General features: G+C 32.9%; 16 protein-coding genes and 1 other RNA gene. 8 read left to right on the top strand and 9 right to left on the bottom strand.

Features of this window, described 5'->3' with window-relative positions:
* Nucleotides 1-72: 72 nt before the first annotated feature.
* From nagB to LL966_RS03345, 3 genes are all read right to left on the bottom strand, one after another.
* Nucleotides 73-2,010 carry a glucosamine-6-phosphate deaminase gene (gene nagB / locus LL966_RS03355; RefSeq protein WP_229350182.1) on the bottom strand — a complete coding sequence of 646 codons (1,938 nt, stop codon included), beginning with the start codon at nt 2,008-2,010 and terminating at the stop codon, nt 73-75.
* Nucleotides 2,011-2,117: 107 nt separating this feature from the next.
* Nucleotides 2,118-3,686: a RagB/SusD family nutrient uptake outer membrane protein gene (locus tag LL966_RS03350; RefSeq protein WP_229350180.1), complete on the bottom strand. Its 1,569-nt coding sequence runs from the start codon at nt 3,684-3,686 to the stop codon at nt 2,118-2,120.
* Nucleotides 3,687-3,696: 10 nt separating this feature from the next.
* Nucleotides 3,697-6,732, bottom strand: coding sequence for a SusC/RagA family TonB-linked outer membrane protein (locus tag LL966_RS03345; RefSeq protein WP_229350178.1), 3,036 nt, complete (start codon nt 6,730-6,732; stop codon nt 3,697-3,699).
* A 273-nt stretch (nt 6,733-7,005) separates the two neighbouring features.
* Here LL966_RS03345 and LL966_RS03340 point away from each other — a divergent pair, with 273 nt between their 5' ends.
* The 3 genes from LL966_RS03340 to LL966_RS03330 all read left to right on the top strand — a co-directional run bounded on the left by LL966_RS03340 (nt 7,006) and on the right by LL966_RS03330 (nt 10,392).
* The gene (locus LL966_RS03340) at nt 7,006-8,058 is read left to right on the top strand and encodes a sensor histidine kinase (RefSeq protein WP_229350176.1); all 1,053 of its coding nucleotides are present in this window, start codon (nt 7,006-7,008) and stop codon (nt 8,056-8,058) included.
* Nucleotides 8,048-8,749 carry a LytR/AlgR family response regulator transcription factor gene (locus LL966_RS03335; RefSeq protein ID WP_229350174.1) on the top strand — a complete coding sequence of 234 codons (702 nt, stop codon included), beginning with the start codon at nt 8,048-8,050 and terminating at the stop codon, nt 8,747-8,749. Before LL966_RS03340 ends, LL966_RS03335 begins: the two co-directional genes overlap by 11 nt.
* A gap of 173 nt (nt 8,750-8,922) precedes the next feature.
* Nucleotides 8,923-10,392, top strand: a complete 1,470-nt coding sequence (locus LL966_RS03330; RefSeq protein ID WP_229350172.1) for an MFS transporter — start codon at nt 8,923-8,925, stop codon at nt 10,390-10,392.
* Nucleotides 10,393-10,514: 122 nt separating this feature from the next.
* Here LL966_RS03330 and LL966_RS03325 read toward each other — a convergent pair whose 3' ends face one another.
* Both LL966_RS03325 and fsa read right to left on the bottom strand, forming a co-directional pair.
* Entirely contained in the window at nt 10,515-11,006 is a 492-nt protein-coding gene (locus LL966_RS03325; protein WP_229350170.1) for a hypothetical protein, read from the bottom strand.
* Between the two features lie 91 nt (nt 11,007-11,097).
* Nucleotides 11,098-11,754, bottom strand: coding sequence for a fructose-6-phosphate aldolase (fsa, locus tag LL966_RS03320; protein ID WP_229350168.1), 657 nt, complete (start codon nt 11,752-11,754; stop codon nt 11,098-11,100).
* Between the two features lie 377 nt (nt 11,755-12,131).
* Between fsa and LL966_RS03315 the strand changes: the two genes are divergently transcribed.
* Nucleotides 12,132-13,403, top strand: coding sequence for a GAF domain-containing sensor histidine kinase (locus LL966_RS03315; RefSeq protein WP_229350166.1), 1,272 nt, complete (start codon nt 12,132-12,134; stop codon nt 13,401-13,403).
* A gap of 65 nt (nt 13,404-13,468) precedes the next feature.
* On the opposite strand, the gene LL966_RS03310 is transcribed toward LL966_RS03315, so the two are convergent.
* Complete coding sequence (locus LL966_RS03310; RefSeq protein WP_229350164.1) at nt 13,469-14,272, bottom strand: SDR family oxidoreductase; 804 nt, start codon at nt 14,270-14,272, stop codon at nt 13,469-13,471.
* Between the two features lie 158 nt (nt 14,273-14,430).
* Nucleotides 14,431-14,528, bottom strand: an RNA gene (gene ffs, locus LL966_RS03305) — signal recognition particle sRNA small type.
* 88 nt (nt 14,529-14,616) lie between these two features.
* Between ffs and LL966_RS03300 the strand changes: the two genes are divergently transcribed.
* A complete protein-coding gene (locus LL966_RS03300) occupies nt 14,617-15,666 on the top strand; it encodes a glutaminyl-peptide cyclotransferase (RefSeq protein ID WP_229350162.1) in 1,050 nt (349 codons plus the stop codon).
* Nucleotides 15,667-15,759: 93 nt separating this feature from the next.
* Nucleotides 15,760-16,998 (top strand): imidazolonepropionase, encoded by a 1,239-nt coding sequence (gene hutI, locus LL966_RS03295; protein WP_229350160.1) that lies wholly within the window; start codon nt 15,760-15,762, stop codon nt 16,996-16,998.
* Nucleotides 16,999-17,086: 88 nt separating this feature from the next.
* Here the strand turns inward: hutI and LL966_RS03290 are convergent, their stop codons facing one another.
* On the bottom strand, nt 17,087-17,965 hold the full coding sequence (locus tag LL966_RS03290) for a hypothetical protein (protein ID WP_229350158.1): 879 nt from the start codon (nt 17,963-17,965) through the stop codon (nt 17,087-17,089).
* Between the two features lie 98 nt (nt 17,966-18,063).
* On the opposite strand from LL966_RS03290, the gene LL966_RS03285 reads away from it, so the two are divergent.
* Both LL966_RS03285 and LL966_RS03280 read left to right on the top strand, forming a co-directional pair.
* Nucleotides 18,064-19,101 (top strand): formimidoylglutamase, encoded by a 1,038-nt coding sequence (locus LL966_RS03285; protein ID WP_229350156.1) that lies wholly within the window; start codon nt 18,064-18,066, stop codon nt 19,099-19,101.
* Between the two features lie 136 nt (nt 19,102-19,237).
* On the top strand, nt 19,238-20,488 hold the full coding sequence (locus LL966_RS03280; protein ID WP_229350154.1) for a DEAD/DEAH box helicase: 1,251 nt from the start codon (nt 19,238-19,240) through the stop codon (nt 20,486-20,488).
* Here the strand turns inward: LL966_RS03280 and LL966_RS03275 are convergent.
* The gene (locus tag LL966_RS03275; RefSeq protein ID WP_229350152.1) at nt 20,485-22,686 is read right to left on the bottom strand and encodes a response regulator; all 2,202 of its coding nucleotides are present in this window, start codon (nt 22,684-22,686) and stop codon (nt 20,485-20,487) included. The genes LL966_RS03280 and LL966_RS03275 overlap by 4 nt on opposite strands.
* Nucleotides 22,687-22,725: the final 39 nt, after the last annotated feature.

The following is a 22,725-nucleotide window of genomic DNA, read 5'->3' as shown; positions in this document are numbered from 1 at the left end:
GCATTACCTCACTTTTACAAGTAATCCTCTGAATTTTGTCAATTGATTCGTTCAAAATCGAATCTTAAAACTTTAATAATCAAAACGTTTAAAAGCTTCAATTGCTTCATATTCAGCTAAACCTAATTCATCATATAAAATCGCAGTATTTTTATTTCGATCTTCTGCTCGAACCCAAAATTCTCGAGAATCATTTCCTTGAAACATTACTCGATCTTTTTGAGATTGATGATACAAAATGGCATGGCGTTTTAATAAAACTTCAGACGGACTTAGGGGAACTGCCATATCGATTTCATGAATATCCCATTCGTGCCAAGCACCTCTGTAAAGCCATAACCAGCAATCTTTCATATAAGGTTCTGGTTTAAGTTCTTTTAAAGCTGCAAATATGGCATTGAGACAAACTTCATGCGTTCCATGCGGATCTGCGAGATCTCCAGCTGCAAAAACTTGATGTGGTTTTATTTGAGCAATAATATCTTTTACAATAGCAATATCTTCTGTCCCTAACGGATTCTTTTTAACTTGCCCCGTTTCATAAAAAGGAAGATCTAAAAAGTGCGTATTAGCATCTTTCAAACCAATATACCTGGTTGCAGCATAAGATTCTCTTCTTCTAATAAGTCCTTTTAATTTTCGAACTTCTAAAGAATCAATTTGATTTTCAGATTTTTTGTTTAAAAATTCTATTACTTCTTTAAAATTGATGCCAGAATCGTTTTTACCAATAAAATCACTTGCAACTTCAGCAAATTTTAAGGCTTCATCATCAGTAACGGCAATATTTCCAGAGGTTTGATAAACGACATGTACATCGTGACCTTGTTTAATTAATTTAGAGAAAGTTCCTCCCATAGAAATCACATCATCATCTGGATGCGGGCTAAAAAGAATCACTCTTTTTTTTGCCGGATTTGCTCTTTCTGGACGATGAGAATCATCTGTATTTGGTTTTCCTCCAGGCCATCCGGTAATAGTATGTTGCAAGATATTAAACATATTAATGTTCATATCGTAAGCAGAACCTTCTTGTGCCAAAAGATCAGACATTCCGTTATTGTTGTAATCTCGATCTGTTAATTTTAAAATGGATTGTTTTGTTTTTTGACATAGCCAAACAATCGCTTTACTTTTCAGCTCATGCGTCCAAAGACATTCTCCAACCAACCAAGGCGTTTTAAAACGAGTTAATTCAGTAGCCGCTGATTGATCTAAAACAAAAGTAGCGTTGGGATGGTTCTGCAAAAAAGTAGCTGGAATTTCAGAACTTATGTCACCTTGAATAGTCCTTTTGATAATATCTGCCTTGTTTTGCCCCCACGCCATTAAAACAATACGTTTAGATCTCATAATGGTCGAAACTCCCATAGTAATAGCGCGTTTCGGGACATTATCAATTCCATTAAAAGCAGATGAAGCATCAACTCTAGTGATATGATCTAATGTAATAATTCTTGTACCGGAATTAATGTGTGAGCCAGGTTCGTTAAAACCAACGTGTCCCGTACGACCAATTCCAAGAAGCTGAAAATCTAGACCTCCAGCGTTTTTAATATTCATTTCGTAATCAATACAATATTGATTGATTTCATCAATCGCTACAGTACCATCTGGAATATTAATATTTTCAGGTTTGATATCAATATGATTAAAAAGATGCTGATGCATGAAATAATGATAGCTCTGATTGTTCTCTTTCGTCATCGGATAATATTCATCCAAATTAAAAGTGATTACATTGCTAAAACTCAGTCCTTCTTCTTTGTGCATTCTCACCAATTCCTCATACACTTTTATCGGAGAAGAACCTGTTGCTAAACCTAGAACGCAAGATTTATTCTTCTCTTGTTTTGATCTGATTAGCTGCGCAATTTCCTGAGCTACAATCACAGAAGCTTCTATAGAACTTTTGAAGATTTCGTTATGGATTTTCTCAAATCGAGTTTCTTCAAATTTTCCCGCGCTTTTGTAACTGATATCAGGTTTTATTTCTAAAGCACTTTTCATTTCTTTTCTTTTTTTGTAGTAATTACCATTTTCGGCTTTAAGAATGGTATAGACCGCTTTCGCAGTCTATACCATTACTACTAACCAAACTCAATACTATTGTTTTCTTAGAAGTTTGCTTTATTAACATCCCACCAAAGTCTAGTAGCTCCATTATCTGCTCCACCAAGTGCAGTTACTCCTGAAGCCACACCTTCTGGATTACTTGCTGTCTCAGACTGAGCAAAAGGAAGTCTTCTAACACCAAATTCTGTGCTAATTACACCACCACTTTTATTATTTGCAATTCTAAATAATTTTGGATAACCTGTTCTTCTATACTCAGACCATGCTTCTTGTCCATCAGGATAAGTAGCTATCCATTTTTGAGTGATGATTTTTTCTAGGTTTTCTTCATTAGTTACTCCCCAAGCTACGGTAACTTTAGAAACTGCCGGAGTATTATTTGCTGGGAATAATGGATCTACATAATTAAGAGGCAACTTTGTATTGTCTGCCGCATAAGCCGCTGCACCTTCTACACCATTTTGCTCAAAAGATGCCTTAATACCAGCTTCGTATAATTCTTTACCAGTTCCTCCCATGTTCCATCCTCGTAAAGCCCCCTCTGCTCTAAGGAAATATACTTCAGCCGTAGACATCCAAGTAACTTCACCAGTTTTTGTTCTTGGTCCAGTTTGTGAAAATTTAGCATAAGTAGTTCCTGAAGGATAAGTAACTCCATTTCTTACCGAAGCATATTGACCAGGAAGAATGTCAGAGGTATTCCAGTATTTAGCAATACGCGGATCTTGATAACCTCCTAAGATAGATTGCATATCAGCTCCCATAAATAAACCAACCCAAGAGTGGCTCATTACATCAATTACATTAAGATCTACAGGAGATTTAATTTTCATTACGTCAGCGTTCAGTTTAAGAACACCGATTGAATTATTAACTGCTTTTTCAGCTTCTGTTTTTGCCAAAGCTGGATCTACTTTAACAATACGCATAGCCATTCTCAAACGAAGTGAGTTTGCATATTTAACCCATTGTGTATAATCTCCATCATAAGCAGATAAATCTGTTCCTTTAAAAGTAGAAGATTCGTTAGCCGCAATTCTTTTCGTTAACTCAGCAACTGCAAAATCTAAATCTTTGAACATTTGAGTGTAAATGTCCTTTTGAGAATCATAAAGAACTGCACCGTCAGCACCGTATTTAGAATATACAGCTGGACCGTACATATCAGTAATACGCTGCATTTGCACCGCTTTTATTATTAATGACCAAGCATAAAATTGATCGTATTTACCTTTAGCTCTTTGTTCAACTTTATAAAGATTTGCAATAATATCAACATAAGCTCTTTCCCAAGCATAACCATTCCAACCAGGATTTAATGCATAGTCGTAATTATTAGTATCTCCAAAAGGAACTGGCGTAATCATATATCCAGACCATCCATCTGCTTGCAAACTTTGCTGAATCTGATATTGCCAAGTAATATCAGAAATATATATTCTGCTAAAAGCTGGCTTAAACAAACTTTTAATATTGTTATAATCCTGTTCTAATTGTCCTGTGGTTGCACCTTCAGGATTTGTATTGATTTCTTCAAAATTATCTGTACAACTAAAAGCTGCAAGTAATGAGAAGCATATCGCCGTTCTTTTTAATTTATTTAGTGTCATGATTGTTAGATTAGAATGTTAAGTTTAAATTAAGACCAATACTTCTTGTTGAAGGCAAACCAAACACATCAACACCTTGTAAACCTTCGCCTGTACTTAAAGCAATGTTTGGGTCAAATGGTGCATCTTTGTAAATAAAGAATAAGTTTCTAGCAATTAAAGAGATACTTGCAGATTGTACAAATGGTAACTTGTCTTTTTTGAAAGTATATCCAACAGAAATCTCTCTTACACTTACGTTTGTAGCATCGTAAACATATTCTCCAGAAGCTCCGTTTCTACCTGCAGTACCGTTGTAATAATCAAATGCATCCATTGTTGTTACAGGAGTTCCGTCGCTCGCTCTTACACCATTAATTTTAACTCCGCCAGCATTTCTTGCATCACCTGTAGCTTGAGAAACTCCATTGTAATCATTGATTGCTTGAGTTAAACTTAAAACTTCACCTCCAAAACGTCCGTCAATTAAAATATTTGCGGTAAATGCTCCAATTTTGAAAGTATTAGACCAGCCTAACATAAAATCAGGATTTGCATTACCAACTTCTTCCCAATCTGTTCTTTGAATTGTATTATCGTCATTAATTAAGATTCTACCTTGAGCATCTCTTTTAAGGTTTTTACCTTCAATTACACCAAATGGTCTTCCTTCGATTAATGAGTATCTGTAGCTGTTAGATCCTGGGTCTGTAATAAGAATTCTTCCATTTGCACCGTCTGCTGCAGGAATATCATTTACTCTACTCTTATTTTGTGAATAGTTAACTCTAGTATCCCAATTGAATTTTTCCCCTCTAATGATGTCGCCGTATAAAACAACCTCAAAACCTTTATTAGTAATACTACCAGCGTTGATTGCATAATTAGTGTAACCATCAGGATTTGTAGCTGGAGCAGCAACTTGAATAAATTGATTTTTAGTTTTAGAATCGTAGTAAGAAAGTTCAAAACCTAATCTATTGTTAAACATTCTCCATTCTGTACCTAACTCAACCTCAGATTTCAATTCAGGTTTTAATGTTGTACCTGGCATTGGACCCACTGGCGGATTTACAATACTTCCTGCAACAATTGTTGAAGTAGGACTAGTAATGCTGCCCGCAATATCATTACCAACTTGTGCGTAAGTAGCACGAACTTTACCAAAGTTAATAACTTCTGGCATTGCAAACATATCACTAAGAATACCTGTAAGACCTACAGATGGATAAAAGAAACTTGGATCGTTAGTATTTACTAATGTAGATGACCAGTCATTTCTAGCGGCAAGATCTAAGAATAAATAATCTTTGTATCCGAAAGTTGTAGCGGCAAATACAGATTGAACTTCTCTTTCTGCACCAGTTTGAACGTTACCATTATTGTTTACAAAGTTTCCTAGAGTAAAAATATTAGCATAGTTTAAACCTCCTCCAATTCCTGAATCTACAGTCAAACCTGTGGTTTTAGAATTATTTATACTTGCTCCAACTGTACCGTTGAATGAAAAGTCTTCGCTAATTTTTGTATTAAATAAACCTAAGATATCAGCATAATTTTGAGTTCCAATTAAATTTGCATTAAGATATCTTCCTGTAGAATGAACTAATGAAGTTGCAGAAGTAGCATACATTTCTTTTTGGAAATTGCTTTCGCTTCTATTATAGCTATATCTTGATTGTAAGTGAAACCATTCGGCAACTTTATAATCTAAAGCAATTGCTCCATTAAAGAAATTATTAGTATCAAGAGATTTTTGTCTGTTAATCTGCCAGTATGGGTTCTCATTACTTTCGTTTACAGCTGCAAAACCAGGATAGTTTTGAACCATCATATTTCTTACTGGATCAAAAACTTCATATGTCTTTAAATCATTTAAAGTAAAAGCTCTAGGATGAGAATAAACACCACTAATTGGGTTGAAATATAAACCATTTGTTGGTCTATTGTTAATTGTTTGCGCTACATAATTCCCTGTTACTGCAACACTTAATCTGTCGTTGAAAAATTTACTTGTCTGACGAATACCAAAGTTATTTTTCTTCAAATGATTTCCTGGCATAATTCCAGAAGCATCTGTATTAGCATACGTTAAACTAGTTGAATTTCCATCAGTTGCTTTAGAGAAAGCCATAGAAGTTATTTGTGTAACTCCCGTTTCAAAGAAATCTTTTACATCTCCCTCTACTTTTTTCTTATCTCCCCAACTTCTTGGATCTCCATCATTTGAAGTATAATCTGATTGGAATTTTGGCAAGTAAGCAGCACTATCAAATGTTGTAACAGAATTTACATTAAATGACTCAACTCCAGCTTTTCCTTTTTTAGAAGTAAGCAAAATTACACCATTAGCACCTTGGCTACCGTATAATACAGAAGCTGCAGCACCTTTAAGTACCGTCATTCCATCATAGTCATCTGGATTTATTAATGACACAACATCACCACCGTCACGGTTACCCCCCGCTAAATCACCAAAAGTACCATTTGGCTGTCCAGTACCTTGATTATACAAAGGAATACCATCAATTACGTATAAAGGCTGGTTATTTACGAAAGATGAATTACCACGTATTACAACTTTTGTAGAACCACCAGTTCCAGATGAACTTTTTGTTACTGCAACACCGGCAATTTTACCAGCAACAGTATTAATAAGGTTTGGATCTTTAACACGAGTCAGCTCCTCTCCTTTAAGCTCTTGAGCAGCATAAGTTAAAGATTTTCTTGTCTTTTTAATACCTAGAGAAGTAACTACAACTTCATTTAAAGCATTGGAAGATCCTTGAACCAACTTCACATTAATTGTAGCCGCATCTCCAACAACAATTGTCTGAGTTTCTAGCCCTACATAAGTAAAAACTAAAGTCTGACCTTTTTGAGCCTCAATTGTATACAATCCGTCAAAATCGGTAGTTGTACCTTTTTGACCTCCTTGTACAGCAACAGATGCACCTGGTAATGGCATACCGTCAGAATCTGTAATCACACCTTTGACACTTTTTACTTGTGCAAGCGAAACCTGCGCCGTAAAAACAATCATAAAGATTAAGAAAATTTTTTTCATGTTTATTTTATTTTGTTAGTTATGAAGTAAAATTATTCTTAAGGTATTGTTAAAAAAAATAAATTAAACCAACGACAATAAAATTTAAACCAACGACATAAATCATTCAATAATGCGTTTTACGAAAACGTTCTATTTAAAAAAATAAACACGAATTACTAATTATAGGGAAATTTTATTCAAAAAAATTGGCACTTTGCCTTTAATTGTTTAAAGTTGCACAATAATAATTCATGTTAAGAAAAACTAAAATCCTAAAACTCTTAAAACCAATTGAAAGAAATCAAAAAAGTTAAATTTGATATCAAACTGCAAAATCATCTCTGGTTTTGGGGCGTATATTTTACTTTAAATTTTTTAAGGTGGGGTGCATACTTCAATGATTATCCTTACGCATTCAAATCAAACTTAATTGAATTCTCTTTGGTCATTCCTCTAGTTTATCTGAATTTATTTGTTTTGGTTCCGAGGTATGTTTTAAAGCAGAAATATATCTTATATACCTTTTTGCTTCTTGTAAGTTTGTTTGTGATCTATTTATTAAAAACAGCACTTACCTATTATATAATAAGTGAAAATATTTGGCCCGAAGCGAATCGAGAATATCATCCCTTTGAGATTAATCATATTGTGGCTGTTTGCATTGGAGAATTATACGTTTTGGCAATGGCTTCTTCTGTTTATTTAACTTTAACTTGGCTTCGAGAAAGAGAAAGAAACCGTTCTTTAAGAGAAAATCAGTTTAAGATTAAACTAAAATATCTTGAAAACCAGATTCAGCCTCACTTTTTCTTTAATACATTAAACAATTTATACGCTCTATCACTCGAATCTTCTAAGAAAGTTCCAGATGTAATTATCAAACTTTCAAACTTAATGGAATATGTCTTGTATGATGTAAAAGGAACTAAGTTTGTGCCCTTATTGAAAGAAATCGATTATATTCAAAATTACATTGAGATCGAAAAACTTCGTTTTGAAAATGTAGAAGTAACGATCAATTTAGAGTCAACGATTGAAGATGTGGTTGTGCCTCCGCTAATTTTCATCTCATTGGTAGAAAATGCATTTAAACATGGAGGTTTGAACAATAAAAATCTTAAAATTAAAATCAATTGTAGGGTGCTTGACAACAAAACGCTTGATTTTGAAATCTTAAATAATTTCGTAATTTCACAAAATGATAATTCTAAAAAAGGAATTGGTTTAGTAAATACAAAAAAGAGATTAAAGTTGATTTACAAAAACAATTTCAGCCTCAAACAAAAAACCAAACTAAATTTCTACATAATCAGATTACAAATACCTACTCATAATGAAGATTAAATGCGTGTTAATTGATGATGAGCCATTAGCGATTAAAGTCTTGCAAAATTATTTTACGAATTTTACAGATTTTGAAGTGATAGCAACATTCAATAACTCTTTAGAGGCGCTGGATTTTATCAACAGCACTGCTGTCGACGCTGTCTTTTTAGATATCAACATGCCCATGATGACTGGTTTTGAACTTATCAGTCTGATTGAAAGTAAAACCAAAGTAATAATTACCACTGCTTTTAGAGAGTTTGCTGCTGAAAGTTATGATCTTGATGTTTTGGATTATTTGGTAAAACCAATTCCATTGCCAAGATTTATAAAATGCATCAACAAAATCACTACCGAATACAATCTTAAAAACAATATCAAAGTCGAAACCACAAAAGGCGATTCGCACATTTTCATCAAAGTCGACAAAAAGATGATGAAAATTAATATTGAAGAAATTTTATTTGTCGAAGGAATGAAAGAATATATAAAAGTTGTCACTCCAGATAAAACCTATATTACCCATAAATCTCTTACATCTTTATCCGAAGAACTACCAGCAGATAAATTCCTCAGAATACACAAATCCTATGTAATTGCGCTAAACAAGGTGAAATCTATAGAAGGAAACCGCGTTCAAATTCAATCTTACAACATTCCGATAGGCAGAAATTACAGTAAAGATGTTAAAAATAAAATATTAGAATAAATATAATTGCGAATTACATTTTCTAAGTAGGTTAAAATTAACACTTTGTTGAAAAAATATAGTCGTTGGTATAAATTTAACATTATTTATACCTTTTTATTTTTTTTTGATAATCCTAACAAATATATTTACGGTCTTCAAAAAACAATAAATAAAAAATTAACCTTATTATTATGAGTTCAGAAAATGTGCAAACCAAATGGGGGCAATTTATCTCGTTGATAATCGTCTTTTTCTTTTGGGGTTTTGTTGGTTCTGCCAACGACATCCTGATTCCAGTATTCAAAAAAGTTTTTACTCTATCGCAAGTACAATCACAATTAGTAGCATGGGCATTTTATGCGGCGTACTTTGTAGGATCGATAATCTTCTTTTTAGTTTCTTTAAAGCTTGACGTACTCCAAAAGTTCGGCTATAAAAGAACACTTTCAGCTGGTTTACTTCTTTCTGCTGTTGGATCGTTTTTATTCATTCCGGCTGCAACTATGGAAAGCTTCCCTTTCTTTTTAACCGCTTTGTTTACTGTAGGTTTAGGTTTCTCTATTCAGCAAATCGTAGCAAATCCATTAGCAATTAAAATGGGAAGTCCGAACACTGGGGCGCACCGTTTAACACTTGCTGGAGGTATCAACTCTTTCGGAACAACAATTGGAGCTATCTTATTAGGTATCGCTTTATTCGGAATGGGTGACAATAAAAAAACAGCTCTTTCTTTAGAAGACATCAAATTACCATTTATCATTCTTGGTCTTGCTTTTATCATTGTAGCAGTTTTTATGAATTTTTCTAAAATCGAAGATCCTGAAAAAGAGGAAGAAGCAATTATTAAAGAGAAACACACTAAATTCAACATTTTAGATTATCCACAGTTATATCTAGGAATGTTAGGGATTTTCATTTACGTAGGAACAGAAGTAACAATCATTAGTAATTTACCCGCTTTATTACATACTGCTGAATTCGGAAATGTATTGGAAGACGCCATTGCACCATTTATCGCCCTTTATTGGGGAAGTTTAATGATTGGACGTTGGAATGGTGGTGTTAACGTATTTGACACTTCAAACTTAGTAAATACAGCTTTAAAATTCATTGTACCTGCTATCGCATTTGGAGTAATCATCGGAGCTAACATTTTTGCTGCTCACGACGTTTCTGCATTCTATATTTACCCAATCTGGATCTTATTATTTATTGGTGTAAGTTTCATTGGAGGTAAAAATGCTGGAAAGACTTTAATGCTTTTTGGAGCTTCAGGATTACTAATGATGGTATTTGGTTTAGTTTGGCCAAATCCAGAAATTGCTAAATTCTTCTTCATCTCTGGAGGTTTATTCTTATCGATCATGTGGCCTTCTATCTTCGATTTAGCAATTGCAGGTTTAGGAAAAAACACAGGAAAAGCATCTTCTTTCTTAATTATGATGATTCTTGGAGGTGGAGTTATTCCATTAATCCAAGGAAGTATCTGTGATTTTGACATTTCTCATCCAGGTGGAATCTTCGGAATTACTTGGACACACTTCTCTTACATCGTTCCTCTTTTAGGTTTTGCTTATTTAGGATTCTACGGATTCTATTGCCCAAAAATCCTTAAAAAACAAGGAATCAACCACGTTGAAGGCGGCGGTGGCGGACACTAAAAATTTTAAAAATACCAATATAAAAAAAATCCAAATTCCAATTTTATAAAACGGAATTTGGATTTTTTTTTATTCAAAAATAAAAAATCTCAGAACCTTAGCATCTTAGCACCTCAGAACCTTTACTTAGCATTTATAATATTTTCTAGATTCTTTTTAAAAACAGCCTTGCTCTGACTCGAAATTGTATAAACAACATCTTTATCTGCCTTAACAATTACTTTATCGATATTCGCTTTTAAAAGAGCTTGTGGATCTTTAATTTTCAAAGTACAAGCACCATCAAAAAAACCATCATCCTCAATAATCTTTCTGGCTTCCAAAACTGTCCCATCATTTAGAACTGCCGAAATAGTCATTTCTTTATTTAAAGTTTTAGAATAAAACCCATCCATAACCAAAAGAAGACGGTAACTATTCTTCATCTCTGCTCCTTTAAATTCATGTCGCGTTATATTATACCGAAGACCTTTAGCGAGCGTTTGAAATTTAACCGAACAATCCAGTTCGTACGTTGCAACATCGCGAGCATCATTTACAGAAGTAATAACTTTCGCTTGGGCATTTATTGAAAAACTAACTAAAAAACACAATACAATCAATACTACTTTCATAATCAACTGTTTAAGATTTCATATAAAAGTAAAAAAAATCGCCTTTTCTCGTTAGAAAAAAGACGATTTTAATTTTATAAGTATCTAAGGATTACTTGTTTCCTTTTTCAAAGTCAGCAACAAACTGAGCTAAACCGATATCTGTTAATGGGTGTTTCAACAATCCGTAAATTGCAGAAAGAGGTCCAGTCATAACATCAGCACCAATTTTAGCACAATTTACAATGTGCATAGTGTGACGCACAGAAGCAGCTAAAATTTGAGTTTCGTAACCGTAGTTATCATAAACTTCTCTAATTTCTTGAATCAAATTTAATCCATCAGTAGAAACATCATCTAAACGTCCCACAAACGGAGAAACGTAAGTAGCTCCAGCTTTAGCAGCTAAAAGTGCTTGTCCTACAGAGAAAACAAGTGTAACGTTTGTTTTAATTCCTTTGTCAGAAAAATATTTTGCAGCCATAACACCTTCCTTAGTCATAGGAAGTTTTACAACGATTTGGTCATGTAATTCAGCTAACTCCTCACCTTCTTTTACCATTCCATCAAAATCAAGCGCATTAACTTCAGCACTTACGTCACCTTCAACAAGATTGCAAATGTCAACATAATGCTTTAAAATGTTGTTTTTTCCAGTGATTCCTTCTTTTGCCATCAAAGATGGGTTAGTTGTTACACCATCCAAAACACCTAAAGCTTGTGCCTCTTTAATTTGAGCTAAATTAGCTGTGTCAATAAAAAATTTCATAATTTATACTATTTAAATTGTGTTGATTATTAGGGCGTGACCATATTTACAAAAGGCGCACTCATCAAACCGCTTACGAGCGCCTTTTCCAAATCTGGTCGGGCTATACGCACTACTTCGGTAGTTTGCTTCTATCCCTCACGCAAAATTCAGCTGCAAAATTACGAAATCAATACCAATAACAATTTCAAAAACTGAATCAATTTGTGATTTATATTAAATTTTAGAAAATATTCACCCATAACAACGCTTTCGTTATAAAAAACTAAAAATATTAAAAACAGAATTATTTTGTAATTTTAAAAAAAATAACAATTTATCGCAAAGTGCTAGAAGAAAATTTTAAACAAGACATTCTTAATATTCAGAATATCCCCATGATTCCAAAATTACTTAGTGTAATTTGCCAAACCACAGGAATGGGATTTGCCGCAGTTGCCAGAGTTACAGAAGACCGATGGATTACTTGCGCATCTGAAGATCATTTGGAATTTGGACTAAAACCTGGAGACGAATTACAAGTTAAAACTACAATTTGCGACAGCATACGAGACGATAGAAAACCGGTGGTAATTGACAATGTAAGTGAAGATCCCGATTATCGCGATCATCATACGCCAGCAATGTACAAATTGCAAAGCTATATTTCTATGCCGATTATTCGTAAAGATGGTAGTTTCTTTGGAACTTTATGCGCAATAGATCCAAAACCAAATAGCTTAAAAACATTTAAAGTCACTGAAATGTTTACTCTTTTTGCTGATTTAATATCATTTCACATCGAAGCTATTGAAGCAGTTGTAGAAAGCGAAACAATGTTACAAGAAAAAAATACACTTTTAGAAAAAACAAGAAATCAAAAAAACGAAGCTGAAAAATCGAAATCAGATGTTGAACAAAAGCTGATTGAAAAAAATATTTCTCTTGAAAAAATGAATAGTGAACTCGAAGCTTTCAATTACATTTCGAGTCACGATTTGCAAGAACCGCTTAGAAAAATTCAGCTTTTTACGGGTTTAATAGAAAATGGAGAATCTGAAAATCTATCTGAAAAAGGAAAACATGCATTTGATAAAATTCGTATTTCTGCATACAGAATGCAAAATCTAATCAACGATTTACTTACTTATTCTAAAACCAAATTTGACGAACGAAAGTTTGAAACAAAAGACCTAAATATTATTTTAAAAGATGTAATTGATGATCTTACAGAAGAAATACAAGAAAAGAAAGTAAAATTTGCAATCGAAAATCTAGGAAAGCTTTCTATTATCGAATTTCAATTCAGGCAATTATTATATAATTTGATCAGCAATTCAATAAAATTCTCGAAACCGGAGAAAGAACTTACCATTACAATTTCTTCAAAAATAATAAACAGTTTAGAATCTGATTTCGCTAAACTTACTCCAAACACAGAATACTACAGGATTAGTGTTGCCGACGACGGCATCGGATTCGATCAGGTTTATAACGAAAGAATATTTGGTCTTTTCCAAGCGTTGCATACAAAAACAACAAAAAGCACAGGTATCGGACTTACGATTGTAAAACGTATTGTAGAAAACCACAAAGGCTTTATAAAAGCGAAAGGAATTTTAAATGAAGGAGCAACTTTTGAAATTTTTCTTCCTGTAAATATGAGCTAAAAAAAAGGCTTTGGTTAAAATTGATTTAACCAAAGCCTTTTTTTTATTTTTAAATCATAATTGTTTTACAACTTATAATGATTCATCAACATCTTTTCGTAAACTTTATCTGGAAGCGCACGCTTTAAAACAATTGAAAACTTCTGCATAAAAGCTCCTACTTTATAATGTACGTTAGGCTTTTTAGTTTCAATAATTTTATAAACTGCTTCAGCCATTTCATTTGGATTACTTCCTGCGTCAACATGATCATTCATTGTCGCTAAAACATCTCCATACACCTTTTCGTAAGCTGAATCTTTTATAACTGGCGCATGATAACGACCTGCAGCAATATTCGTTGCAAAATCTCCAGGTGCCACATTGGTAATTTCAACACCAAAAGATTTTACTTCCATTCTTAAAGCTTCCGTAATCAATTCTAACGCTCCTTTTGATGCCGAATAAACACTTCTGTAAGGAAGTCCCATATAACCTGCAATAGAAGTAATATTTATAATTAATCCTGAATTCTGTTTACGCATTTGTGGTAAAACCGCTTTCATCACTTCAATCGGACCAAAAAAGTTGGTTTCAAAATTATTACGGATTTCTTCTGTCGGAATTTCTTCCAAAGGCCCCGTAATTCCAACTCCAGCATTATTAATTACAATATCTAATCTTCCAGAAGTTTCGATAATTTTGTTTACCGCTGTTTTAATAGAATCAGAATTTCGAACATCTAAAGCAACTAATGGAAAAACTGAATTTAAAACTTTCTCAGGATTTCTACTTGTTCCGTAAACAACAAAACCTTTATGATGCAAAAATTCACCAATAGATTTTCCAATTCCTGATGATCCTCCGGTAATTAAAACGACTTTATTCATTTTTTTTCGAGTTATGAGTTTTGGGCTATAAGTTATGAGTTTTACGCAGAGACAAAACTTTTTACCTCTAACATTTAACTTTATTACTTCCCTCCATGGTAAAAATAAAAAAATCTTCCAGAAGGAAGATTACAAATTAAGTTTTTCTAAAAAATAAAAAATGGCAAGCGACCTACATCGCACCGCTCAACCACGTACCCTTGCTATGTTCCCATCCTGGGGGAGTCTGCAGGAGCTGGTCGTGTAGGACTTGCCGGTGCAAATATACAACCTTTTTATATTTTTGCAAGACCTTTGTTGCTATAAAAATATCGTCGTATATTGGCTTATTCAAATTTTAAACTATGAAAAATTATAACTTCCTAACTCTCATTTTATTAGGAATCACATTAATTGGATGTGGAGATACAAAAAAAGGTGAAAATTCTTTATTTACTATCGATGAATCTGCTTTTCCTGCTCATTTTACGCAAAAAGAAGCGCTTACAATTGGAATTTTAAACCCAAAATCGAAAGAAATTGACAGTGTTGCTTACTTTATAAACGACCAAAGAGTGGGAAGCACAAAAGGTGCTAAAGATTTTAGATTTGAATTACTAGACCAAAAATTAGGTTATCAATACTTAAAAGCTACTGTTTATTTTGGCGGAGATTCATCTGATGCCACTAAAAGAATTGAAGTTGTTTCGGATGTTGAACCAAAAGCTTTAAAATTCAAAATTGTAAATACATTTCCACACGATACTAAATCTTTTACCGAAGGATTAGAATTTCATGATGGCTCTTTATACGAAAGTACTGGACAAAAAGGCGATTCTTATATTAGAGAAATCGATTATAAAACTGGAAAAGTAATCAGACAAGTAGATTTAGACTCAACATACTTTGGAGAAGGAATCACTTTTATTAATGGAAAATTATTTCAATTGTCTTGGCAAGAAAAAACAGGTTTTATCTATGATGCCAAAACTTTGAAACTTGAAAAAACTTTCACATACGATAAAGAAATTGAAGGTTGGGGAATGACAAATGATGGAAAATACATCTATCAATCTGACGGAACAGAGAAAATATGGAAAGTTGATCCCGCTAATCAAAAACATATTGATTATATTAACGTATATTCTGGAACATCAAAAATTAAAGCTCTTAATGAATTAGAACTTATTAATGGTAAATTCTTCGCAAATGTTTTTCAAAAAGATGCAATAGCGATTATAAATCCAACTTCTGGCGCTGTTGAAGGAATTTTGAATATGGCAGAATTACGCAAACAACTAAAATTTAATTCACCAGATGTACTTAACGGAATAGCATATAACCCACAAACAAAAACTATTTTCGTAACAGGTAAATATTGGGATAAAATGTTTGAAATTACCGTTTCGGAATAAATTTAAAAAATAATTTATAACACGAATTTCACAGATTTCACGGATTAGTTCGTGATAATTTGTGAAATTTGTGTTTTATAACAATTCATAATAATGATCACATTAATCACAAACATAAAAGAATTACTTCAAGTTCGCGAAACTACAATAGAGAAAGTTTCAGGAGCAGAAATGGCAACACTTCCAACCATTAAAAATGCTTTTTTAGTTTTAGAAGACAATCTTATTGCTGACTTTGGTTCAATGGAAAATCTTCCAGAAATTAATCCTGATAAAGTTATTGATGCCACAGGAAAAGTAATTCTTCCTTCTTGGTGCGACAGTCACACACATATTGTTTATGCAGGAAATCGCGAACAGGAATTTGTTGACAGAATCAATGGATTGACTTATGAAGAAATTGCTAATCGCGGTGGCGGTATTTTAAATTCGGCAAAAAAACTCAATGAAACTTCGGAAGATGAGATTTACGAACAATCTAAACTTCGTTTAGAAGAAGTAATGCATTTAGGAACTGGCGCCGTTGAAATAAAATCTGGATACGGATTAACCATTGAAGGCGAATTAAAAATGCTCCGCGTAATTAAAAAATTGGCAGAAAATTATCCTATTTCAATCAAAGCAACATTTTTGGGCGCACACGCATTTCCAACTCATTATAAAGAAAATACAGATGGCTATATAGATGAAATCATTTCAAAAATGATTCCAGAGATTGCTAAAAATAAACTGGCAGATTATGTCGATGTTTTCTGCGAAAGTGGTTATTTTTCTGTGGAGGAAACTGAAAAAATCATGCAGGCAGGAATCGACTATGGTTTAAAACCAAAAATTCACGTCAATCAATTTAATTCTATCGGCGGTATACAAGCCGGAGTTAAATTTAAAGCGCGTTCTGTCGATCATTTAGAAATTATGAATCCTGAAGACATTGAAGCTTTAAAAGACTCAGAAACGATGCCTGTTGCTTTACCATCTTGCTCCTATTTTTTAAGCATTCCATACACGCCTGCGAGAGAAATGATAAAAGCCGGTTTACCTTTGGCATTGGCTACAGATTTTAATCCAGGTTCTACTCCGTCAGGAAACATGAATTTTGTTGTTGCTACGGCTTGTATTAAAATGAAAATGACACCAGAAGAAGCCATAAATGCTGCAACCATAAATGGCGCTTACGCAATGGGACTTTCAGAAACGCACGGAAGTATTACAAAAGGCAAAAAAGCCAATTTAATTGTAACAAAACCTATTTCTTCTTATTATCAGATTCCTTATGCTTTTGCCAGCAACTTAATCGAATCCGTTTTTCTTGAAGGTAAAATTCTAGAGTAGTTTTTTATTCCATTATTACAATAAAAAAAGGTCTGTGAAAATGCACAGACCTTTAATATCAAAGTGGTATTTATCCCTTTTGGCTAGATTATCTTAAACTGAAGCTAGTTTTAGAAACCAACTCATCATTATCAAAAACATTGATGAAGTAAGTTCCTTTTGCGAAATCTTTTCCAGGAAGATCCTCACTTACATTTACGCTTTTGTTTTCATACTTTACAGTAGTTTTAAAGCTGTAAGTTAGAGAATTATCTCCAAAACTTTCTGTTTTCTTTTCACCTAAAACATTGTTTTTAGCATCAATTACTTGAACATAATATGTTTTATCACCAGATTTTGCAATTTGGTTTTCAGCAATTGTAAAACTAACTTTTAAAATATCTGCACGGCTTGCTTTATCAGTTTCAATTTGTTTTCCTGAGCTTCTCAATTTGTAAGCTGCCGTTTTTGTATTTAAAACAGATAATTTAGAACCTCTTTCTACAGTTTTAGAAAGTTCTTCGTTTTGACCAACTAAAACTTCATTAAACTTTTTAGATTCTCCTAAAACTACGATTGTACTATCTCTCTGAGTTGTTAAAACACCATTTTGTTTTTTCAACTCATCGTTTTCAGCAACCAAAGTTTTCATTTTACTTTGCATAGCTTGAACTTGAGATCTGTATTTAGAAACATCTCCTTTAGATTTATTTAAATCATCCATTAAAGCAACTACTTTATCCCTCTCTTGGATCAACTCATCAGACATTGAAGTATTTTCAGCAATTGCAGCATCGTACGTTGCTTTTAATTCCTGTAAATCTTTCATAACAGATTCTTTTTCTGTCATTGATGTTGTAAGTTCTGTTTTAACTACTTCTGAATCAGAAGATAATTTAAAAATATACACTAAGCTACCAATCAGTAGGACTGCTAAAACTGCGATTATCGCTTTTAGACTTGAATTGTTGTTCTTTGGGTTTTCCATATTTAAAAAATTTTCTTTAATAACAAATTTAAGAATTAATATAAGGTAATAACGTAAGTTAGTACAATTATATTATTTTTGGAAAATAAATTTTTTTAATGGAGAAATTAATCCCTTTCACTATAAATGATTTAGCAAAAGTCACAAATCATCGAAGCGGTGAAATAAAGTTCGGAGAAAAAATGATTGTCATTCCACCAGGAGCTGACAAAGTTGATTTTCTAAAACAAAGTGAAGCTAAATATGTTCTTTTAGGAATTCCTGAAGATATTGGTGTGCGAGCCAATTACGGAAGGCCTGGAGCCGCTTCTGCATGGCAATGTGCCATAAAAAGCATCGCAAACATTCAACACAATAGATTTTCTAAAGGAAGCAATATCATTATTTTAGGACATATTAATGTTGCGGATGAAATGCGCGAAGTTGAAAACTTAGATTTTAACGACATTGACGATCGTTCTAAACTAAGTCAACTGGTAGAAAAAATAGACAAAGAAGTATCTCATATTATATTTACCATTATCAAGGCCGGAAAAACACCTATTATTATTGGTGGCGGACATAATAATGCCTACGGAAATATTAAAGGTGCCGCTTTAGCGAAAGGAAAACCAATAAATGCAATTAATTTTGATGCACATTCTGATTTTAGAATTTTAGAAGGCCGTCACAGCGGAAATGGATTTTCTTACGCTTATGAAGAAGGTTTTCTAAAAAGATATTTCATTTTTGGCCTTCATGAAAATTACACTTCAAAAAGCGTTTTAGATATTATCAAAAAACTAGAAGATCGAGTTCGATATAACACTTACGACAGCGTTAATATTAGAAAAGAAAAAGATTTTAATCGTGAAATGATTACAGCTTTGGATTTTGTAAAAAATGATGCTTTCGGAATTGAAATTGATTTAGATGCCATTCCAAATATTGCCAGCAGCGCTATGACTATAAGCGGTTTTTCTGTTGAAGAATTAAGACAATTTGTTTCTTTCTTTGCTGAACACAAAAACGCAGCATATCTGCACATTTGCGAAGGCGCACCTGATTTAGACAACGCTCCAAATAATAATTTAATTGGAAAATTGATTGGCTATCTTGTTACCGATTTTATAAAAGCAAACTTGGAGCAGGATTGATTTTCAGTACCAATTTCAATCATAAATGAGATTGGTTTTGCCAAATAATCGCCAATTCAAACAAACGATTGACTGAATAAACCTATCTTTGCACAGCATTTTAGTACATTAAACTAAAATACTTAACAATTAAGATATGTTATTCGAAGATTTATCACTTTCAAAAAGTATACAAAAAGCCGTATTTGAGGAAGGCTATTTAAATCCTACTCCTATTCAGGAACAATCTATTCCGATTGTTTTATCAGGAAGGGATTTAATTGGCTGCGCGCAGACTGGAACAGGAAAAACAGCGGCATTTGCCATTCCAATTATACACCAATTACACCGAATTGTAGGTTCATCAAAAAAAGCAAAACAAATTCGTGCGCTTATAGTTACACCAACTCGCGAACTTGCCGTGCAAATTGGAGAAAGTTTTGACACTTACGGAAAATACACCAACTTAACACAATTAACGATTTTTGGTGGCGTTTCTCAAAATCCACAAGTTGAAACCTTAAAAAAAGGAGTAGACATTCTAGTGGCAACTCCAGGAAGATTGCTTGATTTGCATAAGCAAGGATTTCTAGATTTTGACCATTTACATACTTTGGTTTTAGACGAAGCTGACCAAATGCTGGATATGGGTTTTATAAACGATGTCAAAAAAATCGTAAAACTAACTCCAAAAAACAGACAAACTTTACTTTTCTCTGCCACGATGCCAATTGCTATTCGTGAGCTTGCAGAAATGTTTCTTCAAGATCCTGAAAAAGTAGAAGTTTCTCCTGTTTCATCTACAGCAGAAAATGTAGAACAACGCGTTTATTTTGTTGATAAAACAGAAAAAAGAAACTTACTTTATAGTTTGATTAAAGACGAAAATTTGTCGAACGTACTTGTTTTTTCGAGAACAAAACATGGTGCTGACAATGTTGTAAAAGCACTACGCAAAAAAGATATTCCAGCAGAAGCTATTCACGGAGACAAATCTCAAAATGCGAGACAACGTGTTTTAGATGCTTTTAAAAACAAAGAAGTTGGCGTTTTGGTTGCGACTGATATTGCAGCAAGAGGAATTGACATTGAACAACTTCCTTATGTAATCAATTTTGATTTACCGAATATTCCTGAAACATACGTTCACCGTATTGGTCGTACAGGACGTGCAGGAAATGGCGGAATTGCAATTTCTTTCTGTGGAAAAGATGAAGAGCCATATTGGAAAGATATTAAGAAGCTGATCAAAGTAGATGTAAAAATCATTACAGATCATCCGTATCCTTGGCATTCTGGAAGTCCTGAAGCTGGAGAAAAGCCTAAAAACTCTTCTAATCGAAGTGGTGGAGCTCACAAATCAAGAAAATCGAATTCTTCTAAGAAAAACAAAAAGCGCTGGTATTAAACAGTGCTTTTTTCGTTTATAAGGAAATTAATTATCTTAAATAATTTAACAGGCTCAAAAGGTTTAATAATTATATCATTCATGCCAGACGAAATGGCTTCGTCGGTAATTTCATCTTTATCAAAAGCAGTTAAGGCTACAATTGGCGTATCTATTCCTAAGAGACGAATTCGTTTTGTAGTTTCAAATCCGTTCATTAAAGGCATATTAATGTCCATTAAAATCAAATCAAAAACTTCATTTTCTAAAATCTTTAACGCGGCAAAACCATCATCAACAACCTTACACGCATAATTGTTTTTTTCGATAATCTTTTTAGTTACGAGTTGATTGATCAAATTATCTTCAACAACCAAAATTTTATAGATTTCATTTGAAGTTAAATCCACTTCTATTTCATCTATGATTCGTTTAGTTTTGGCTAAATCGTGCTCAAAAGCAATTGTAAATGAAAATGAAGTTCCTTTTCCGAGATCACTATCCAAAGTAATCGAACTTCCAAAAAGGCCTAATAACCTTTTTACAATACTAAGTCCCAAACCTGTTCCTTGATAATCTTCATCTTTACGCCCTACCTGAACAAATTTTTCAAAAATTTTACTTTGATCTACTGCAGCGATACCAATACCATTATCTTTAATTATAAAATTCAAGTAATTTAGTTTTCCTTCTACGTTCACTAAATCCACTTTTATTTCTACTTCTCCGTCTTTAGTAAATTTCAATGCATTACTTACTAAATTCATCAGAATTTGAGCTAATCGCAGCTTATCTCCTATTAAATACTCTGGAATTTCAGGATCAACATCGATGGAGATTTTATTATTATTTTTCTGGGAAAGAAAAGATAATGAATTTTTAATAACGGTAATTTCGTCAAGAATATTAAACGTTAAACTCTCGAGTACAATTTTATTTTCTTCTATTTTATTAATTTGAAGAATATCATTTACCAGAGAAAGTAAATATCTTGCTGAGAATTTTAGAGAACTTAAATGCTGGCTTTTTGAAATTTCTTTATGCTCTTCTAAAAGCATATTGGTAATACCCACAACACCGTAAAGCGGAGTACGTAATTCGTGGCTTATAGTTGAAATAAACTGAGTTTTTAATAAGGAAGCCTCTTCTGCAATTTCTTTCGCTTTTAAGAGCTCTAAATTATGTTTTTTCTTAAATCGGATATTCTTTATTAAAGTGATAATTAAAATGAGAAGAATTAAAGAAATCAGAATAAATAAAATTACAATAATTCTTGATTTTTTTAGACTTTGGGATTGTTCTACCTTTTCATTTTCGATCTTATCAATTTCTCTTTTGTATTCATCCAATTCTAAACTGATTCCAGCACTCGAAGCTTTTTTTAATTTCCCTTCATTGTAGACTTCCTCAGAAATCTTATTGTAATTCACCAAAGCTTCATAAGCTTCTTTATGCCTATTAATTTTATTCAAAAACGTAGCATACTCTAGATACGCATTTGATAAATCTGTTTTTTCTTCGCATTTATTCCCCGCTTCGATTGCTCTTAAAAAATAGGCATTGGCCTCATCATTCTGTTTTTTATAACTTAGATAAACACCATTCAGCATATTAACAATAACATCGGTAGATTCATCTCCATATTTCATGTTATTATTTACATATTTTAAGAAAAGATATCCTTCTTCGTAATTCTTAATATCAAAATAAGCCCAAGCTATATTAACATTAGTAAAAAATACTTCTTTTAGATTATTTGTTTTTAAACAGTAAGCAATAGCTTTCTTGTAATAACGTATTCCCTGATCAAATTCTCCTCGATCAAAGCAATGCATATTACCTAAATTATTGTAAATATTAGCTTTAAGAGAATCGTTACTAGTTTTATTTGCATAACCTAAGCTTTTTTTATAAAAAAAGATAGACTTATCGAACTCTGACACTGCATTATAATTAGCGGCGATGATATTGTAAGACCTTGCAATAAGACAATTATCTTTTTGCAGTGTCGCCGCATTTAAAGCGGTTCGCGAAAGTATTAGTGATTTTTCAAAATTAGACTCCCTGAAGTATGCAAGTGCCTGTTTGACCAGTTTGTCGGTTTTAGGATCATTACTGCAGTCAGATTGAGACATAGCCGAACCAACGCCGAAATTCAGGCAAAAAAGTAGAAATAAATAAATCCGTTTTCGGGGCATCAATCGGGCTAATTTAATCAAATATACACTTTAAAATAAAAAAAAGCTGTATTTCAAATA

Source organism: Flavobacterium chungbukense (genome assembly GCF_020805785.1).
Taxonomy (GTDB): domain Bacteria; phylum Bacteroidota; class Bacteroidia; order Flavobacteriales; family Flavobacteriaceae; genus Flavobacterium; species Flavobacterium chungbukense.
This window is presented reverse-complemented; position numbering and strand designations above follow the sequence as displayed.

Excerpts from the sequence above, each read along its gene's own strand:
- nagB (WP_229350182.1), bottom strand. The coding sequence starts at position 2,010 with ATGAAAAGTGCTTTAGAAATAAAACCTGATATCAGTTACAAAAGCGCG.
- LL966_RS03350 (WP_229350180.1), bottom strand. The coding sequence starts at position 3,686 with ATGACACTAAATAAATTAAAAAGAACGGCGATATGCTTCTCATTACTT.
- LL966_RS03345 (WP_229350178.1), bottom strand. The coding sequence starts at position 6,732 with ATGAAAAAAATTTTCTTAATCTTTATGATTGTTTTTACGGCGCAGGTT.
- LL966_RS03335 (WP_229350174.1), top strand. The coding sequence starts at position 8,048 with ATGAAGATTAAATGCGTGTTAATTGATGATGAGCCATTAGCGATTAAA.
- LL966_RS03330 (WP_229350172.1), top strand. The coding sequence starts at position 8,923 with ATGAGTTCAGAAAATGTGCAAACCAAATGGGGGCAATTTATCTCGTTG.
- LL966_RS03325 (WP_229350170.1), bottom strand. The coding sequence starts at position 11,006 with ATGAAAGTAGTATTGATTGTATTGTGTTTTTTAGTTAGTTTTTCAATA.
- fsa (WP_229350168.1), bottom strand. The coding sequence starts at position 11,754 with ATGAAATTTTTTATTGACACAGCTAATTTAGCTCAAATTAAAGAGGCA.
- LL966_RS03315 (WP_229350166.1), top strand. The coding sequence starts at position 12,132 with ATGATTCCAAAATTACTTAGTGTAATTTGCCAAACCACAGGAATGGGA.
- LL966_RS03310 (WP_229350164.1), bottom strand. The coding sequence starts at position 14,272 with ATGAATAAAGTCGTTTTAATTACCGGAGGATCATCAGGAATTGGAAAA.
- LL966_RS03300 (WP_229350162.1), top strand. The coding sequence starts at position 14,617 with ATGAAAAATTATAACTTCCTAACTCTCATTTTATTAGGAATCACATTA.
- hutI (WP_229350160.1), top strand. The coding sequence starts at position 15,760 with ATGATCACATTAATCACAAACATAAAAGAATTACTTCAAGTTCGCGAA.
- LL966_RS03290 (WP_229350158.1), bottom strand. The coding sequence starts at position 17,965 with ATGGAAAACCCAAAGAACAACAATTCAAGTCTAAAAGCGATAATCGCA.
- LL966_RS03285 (WP_229350156.1), top strand. The coding sequence starts at position 18,064 with ATGGAGAAATTAATCCCTTTCACTATAAATGATTTAGCAAAAGTCACA.
- LL966_RS03280 (WP_229350154.1), top strand. The coding sequence starts at position 19,238 with ATGTTATTCGAAGATTTATCACTTTCAAAAAGTATACAAAAAGCCGTA.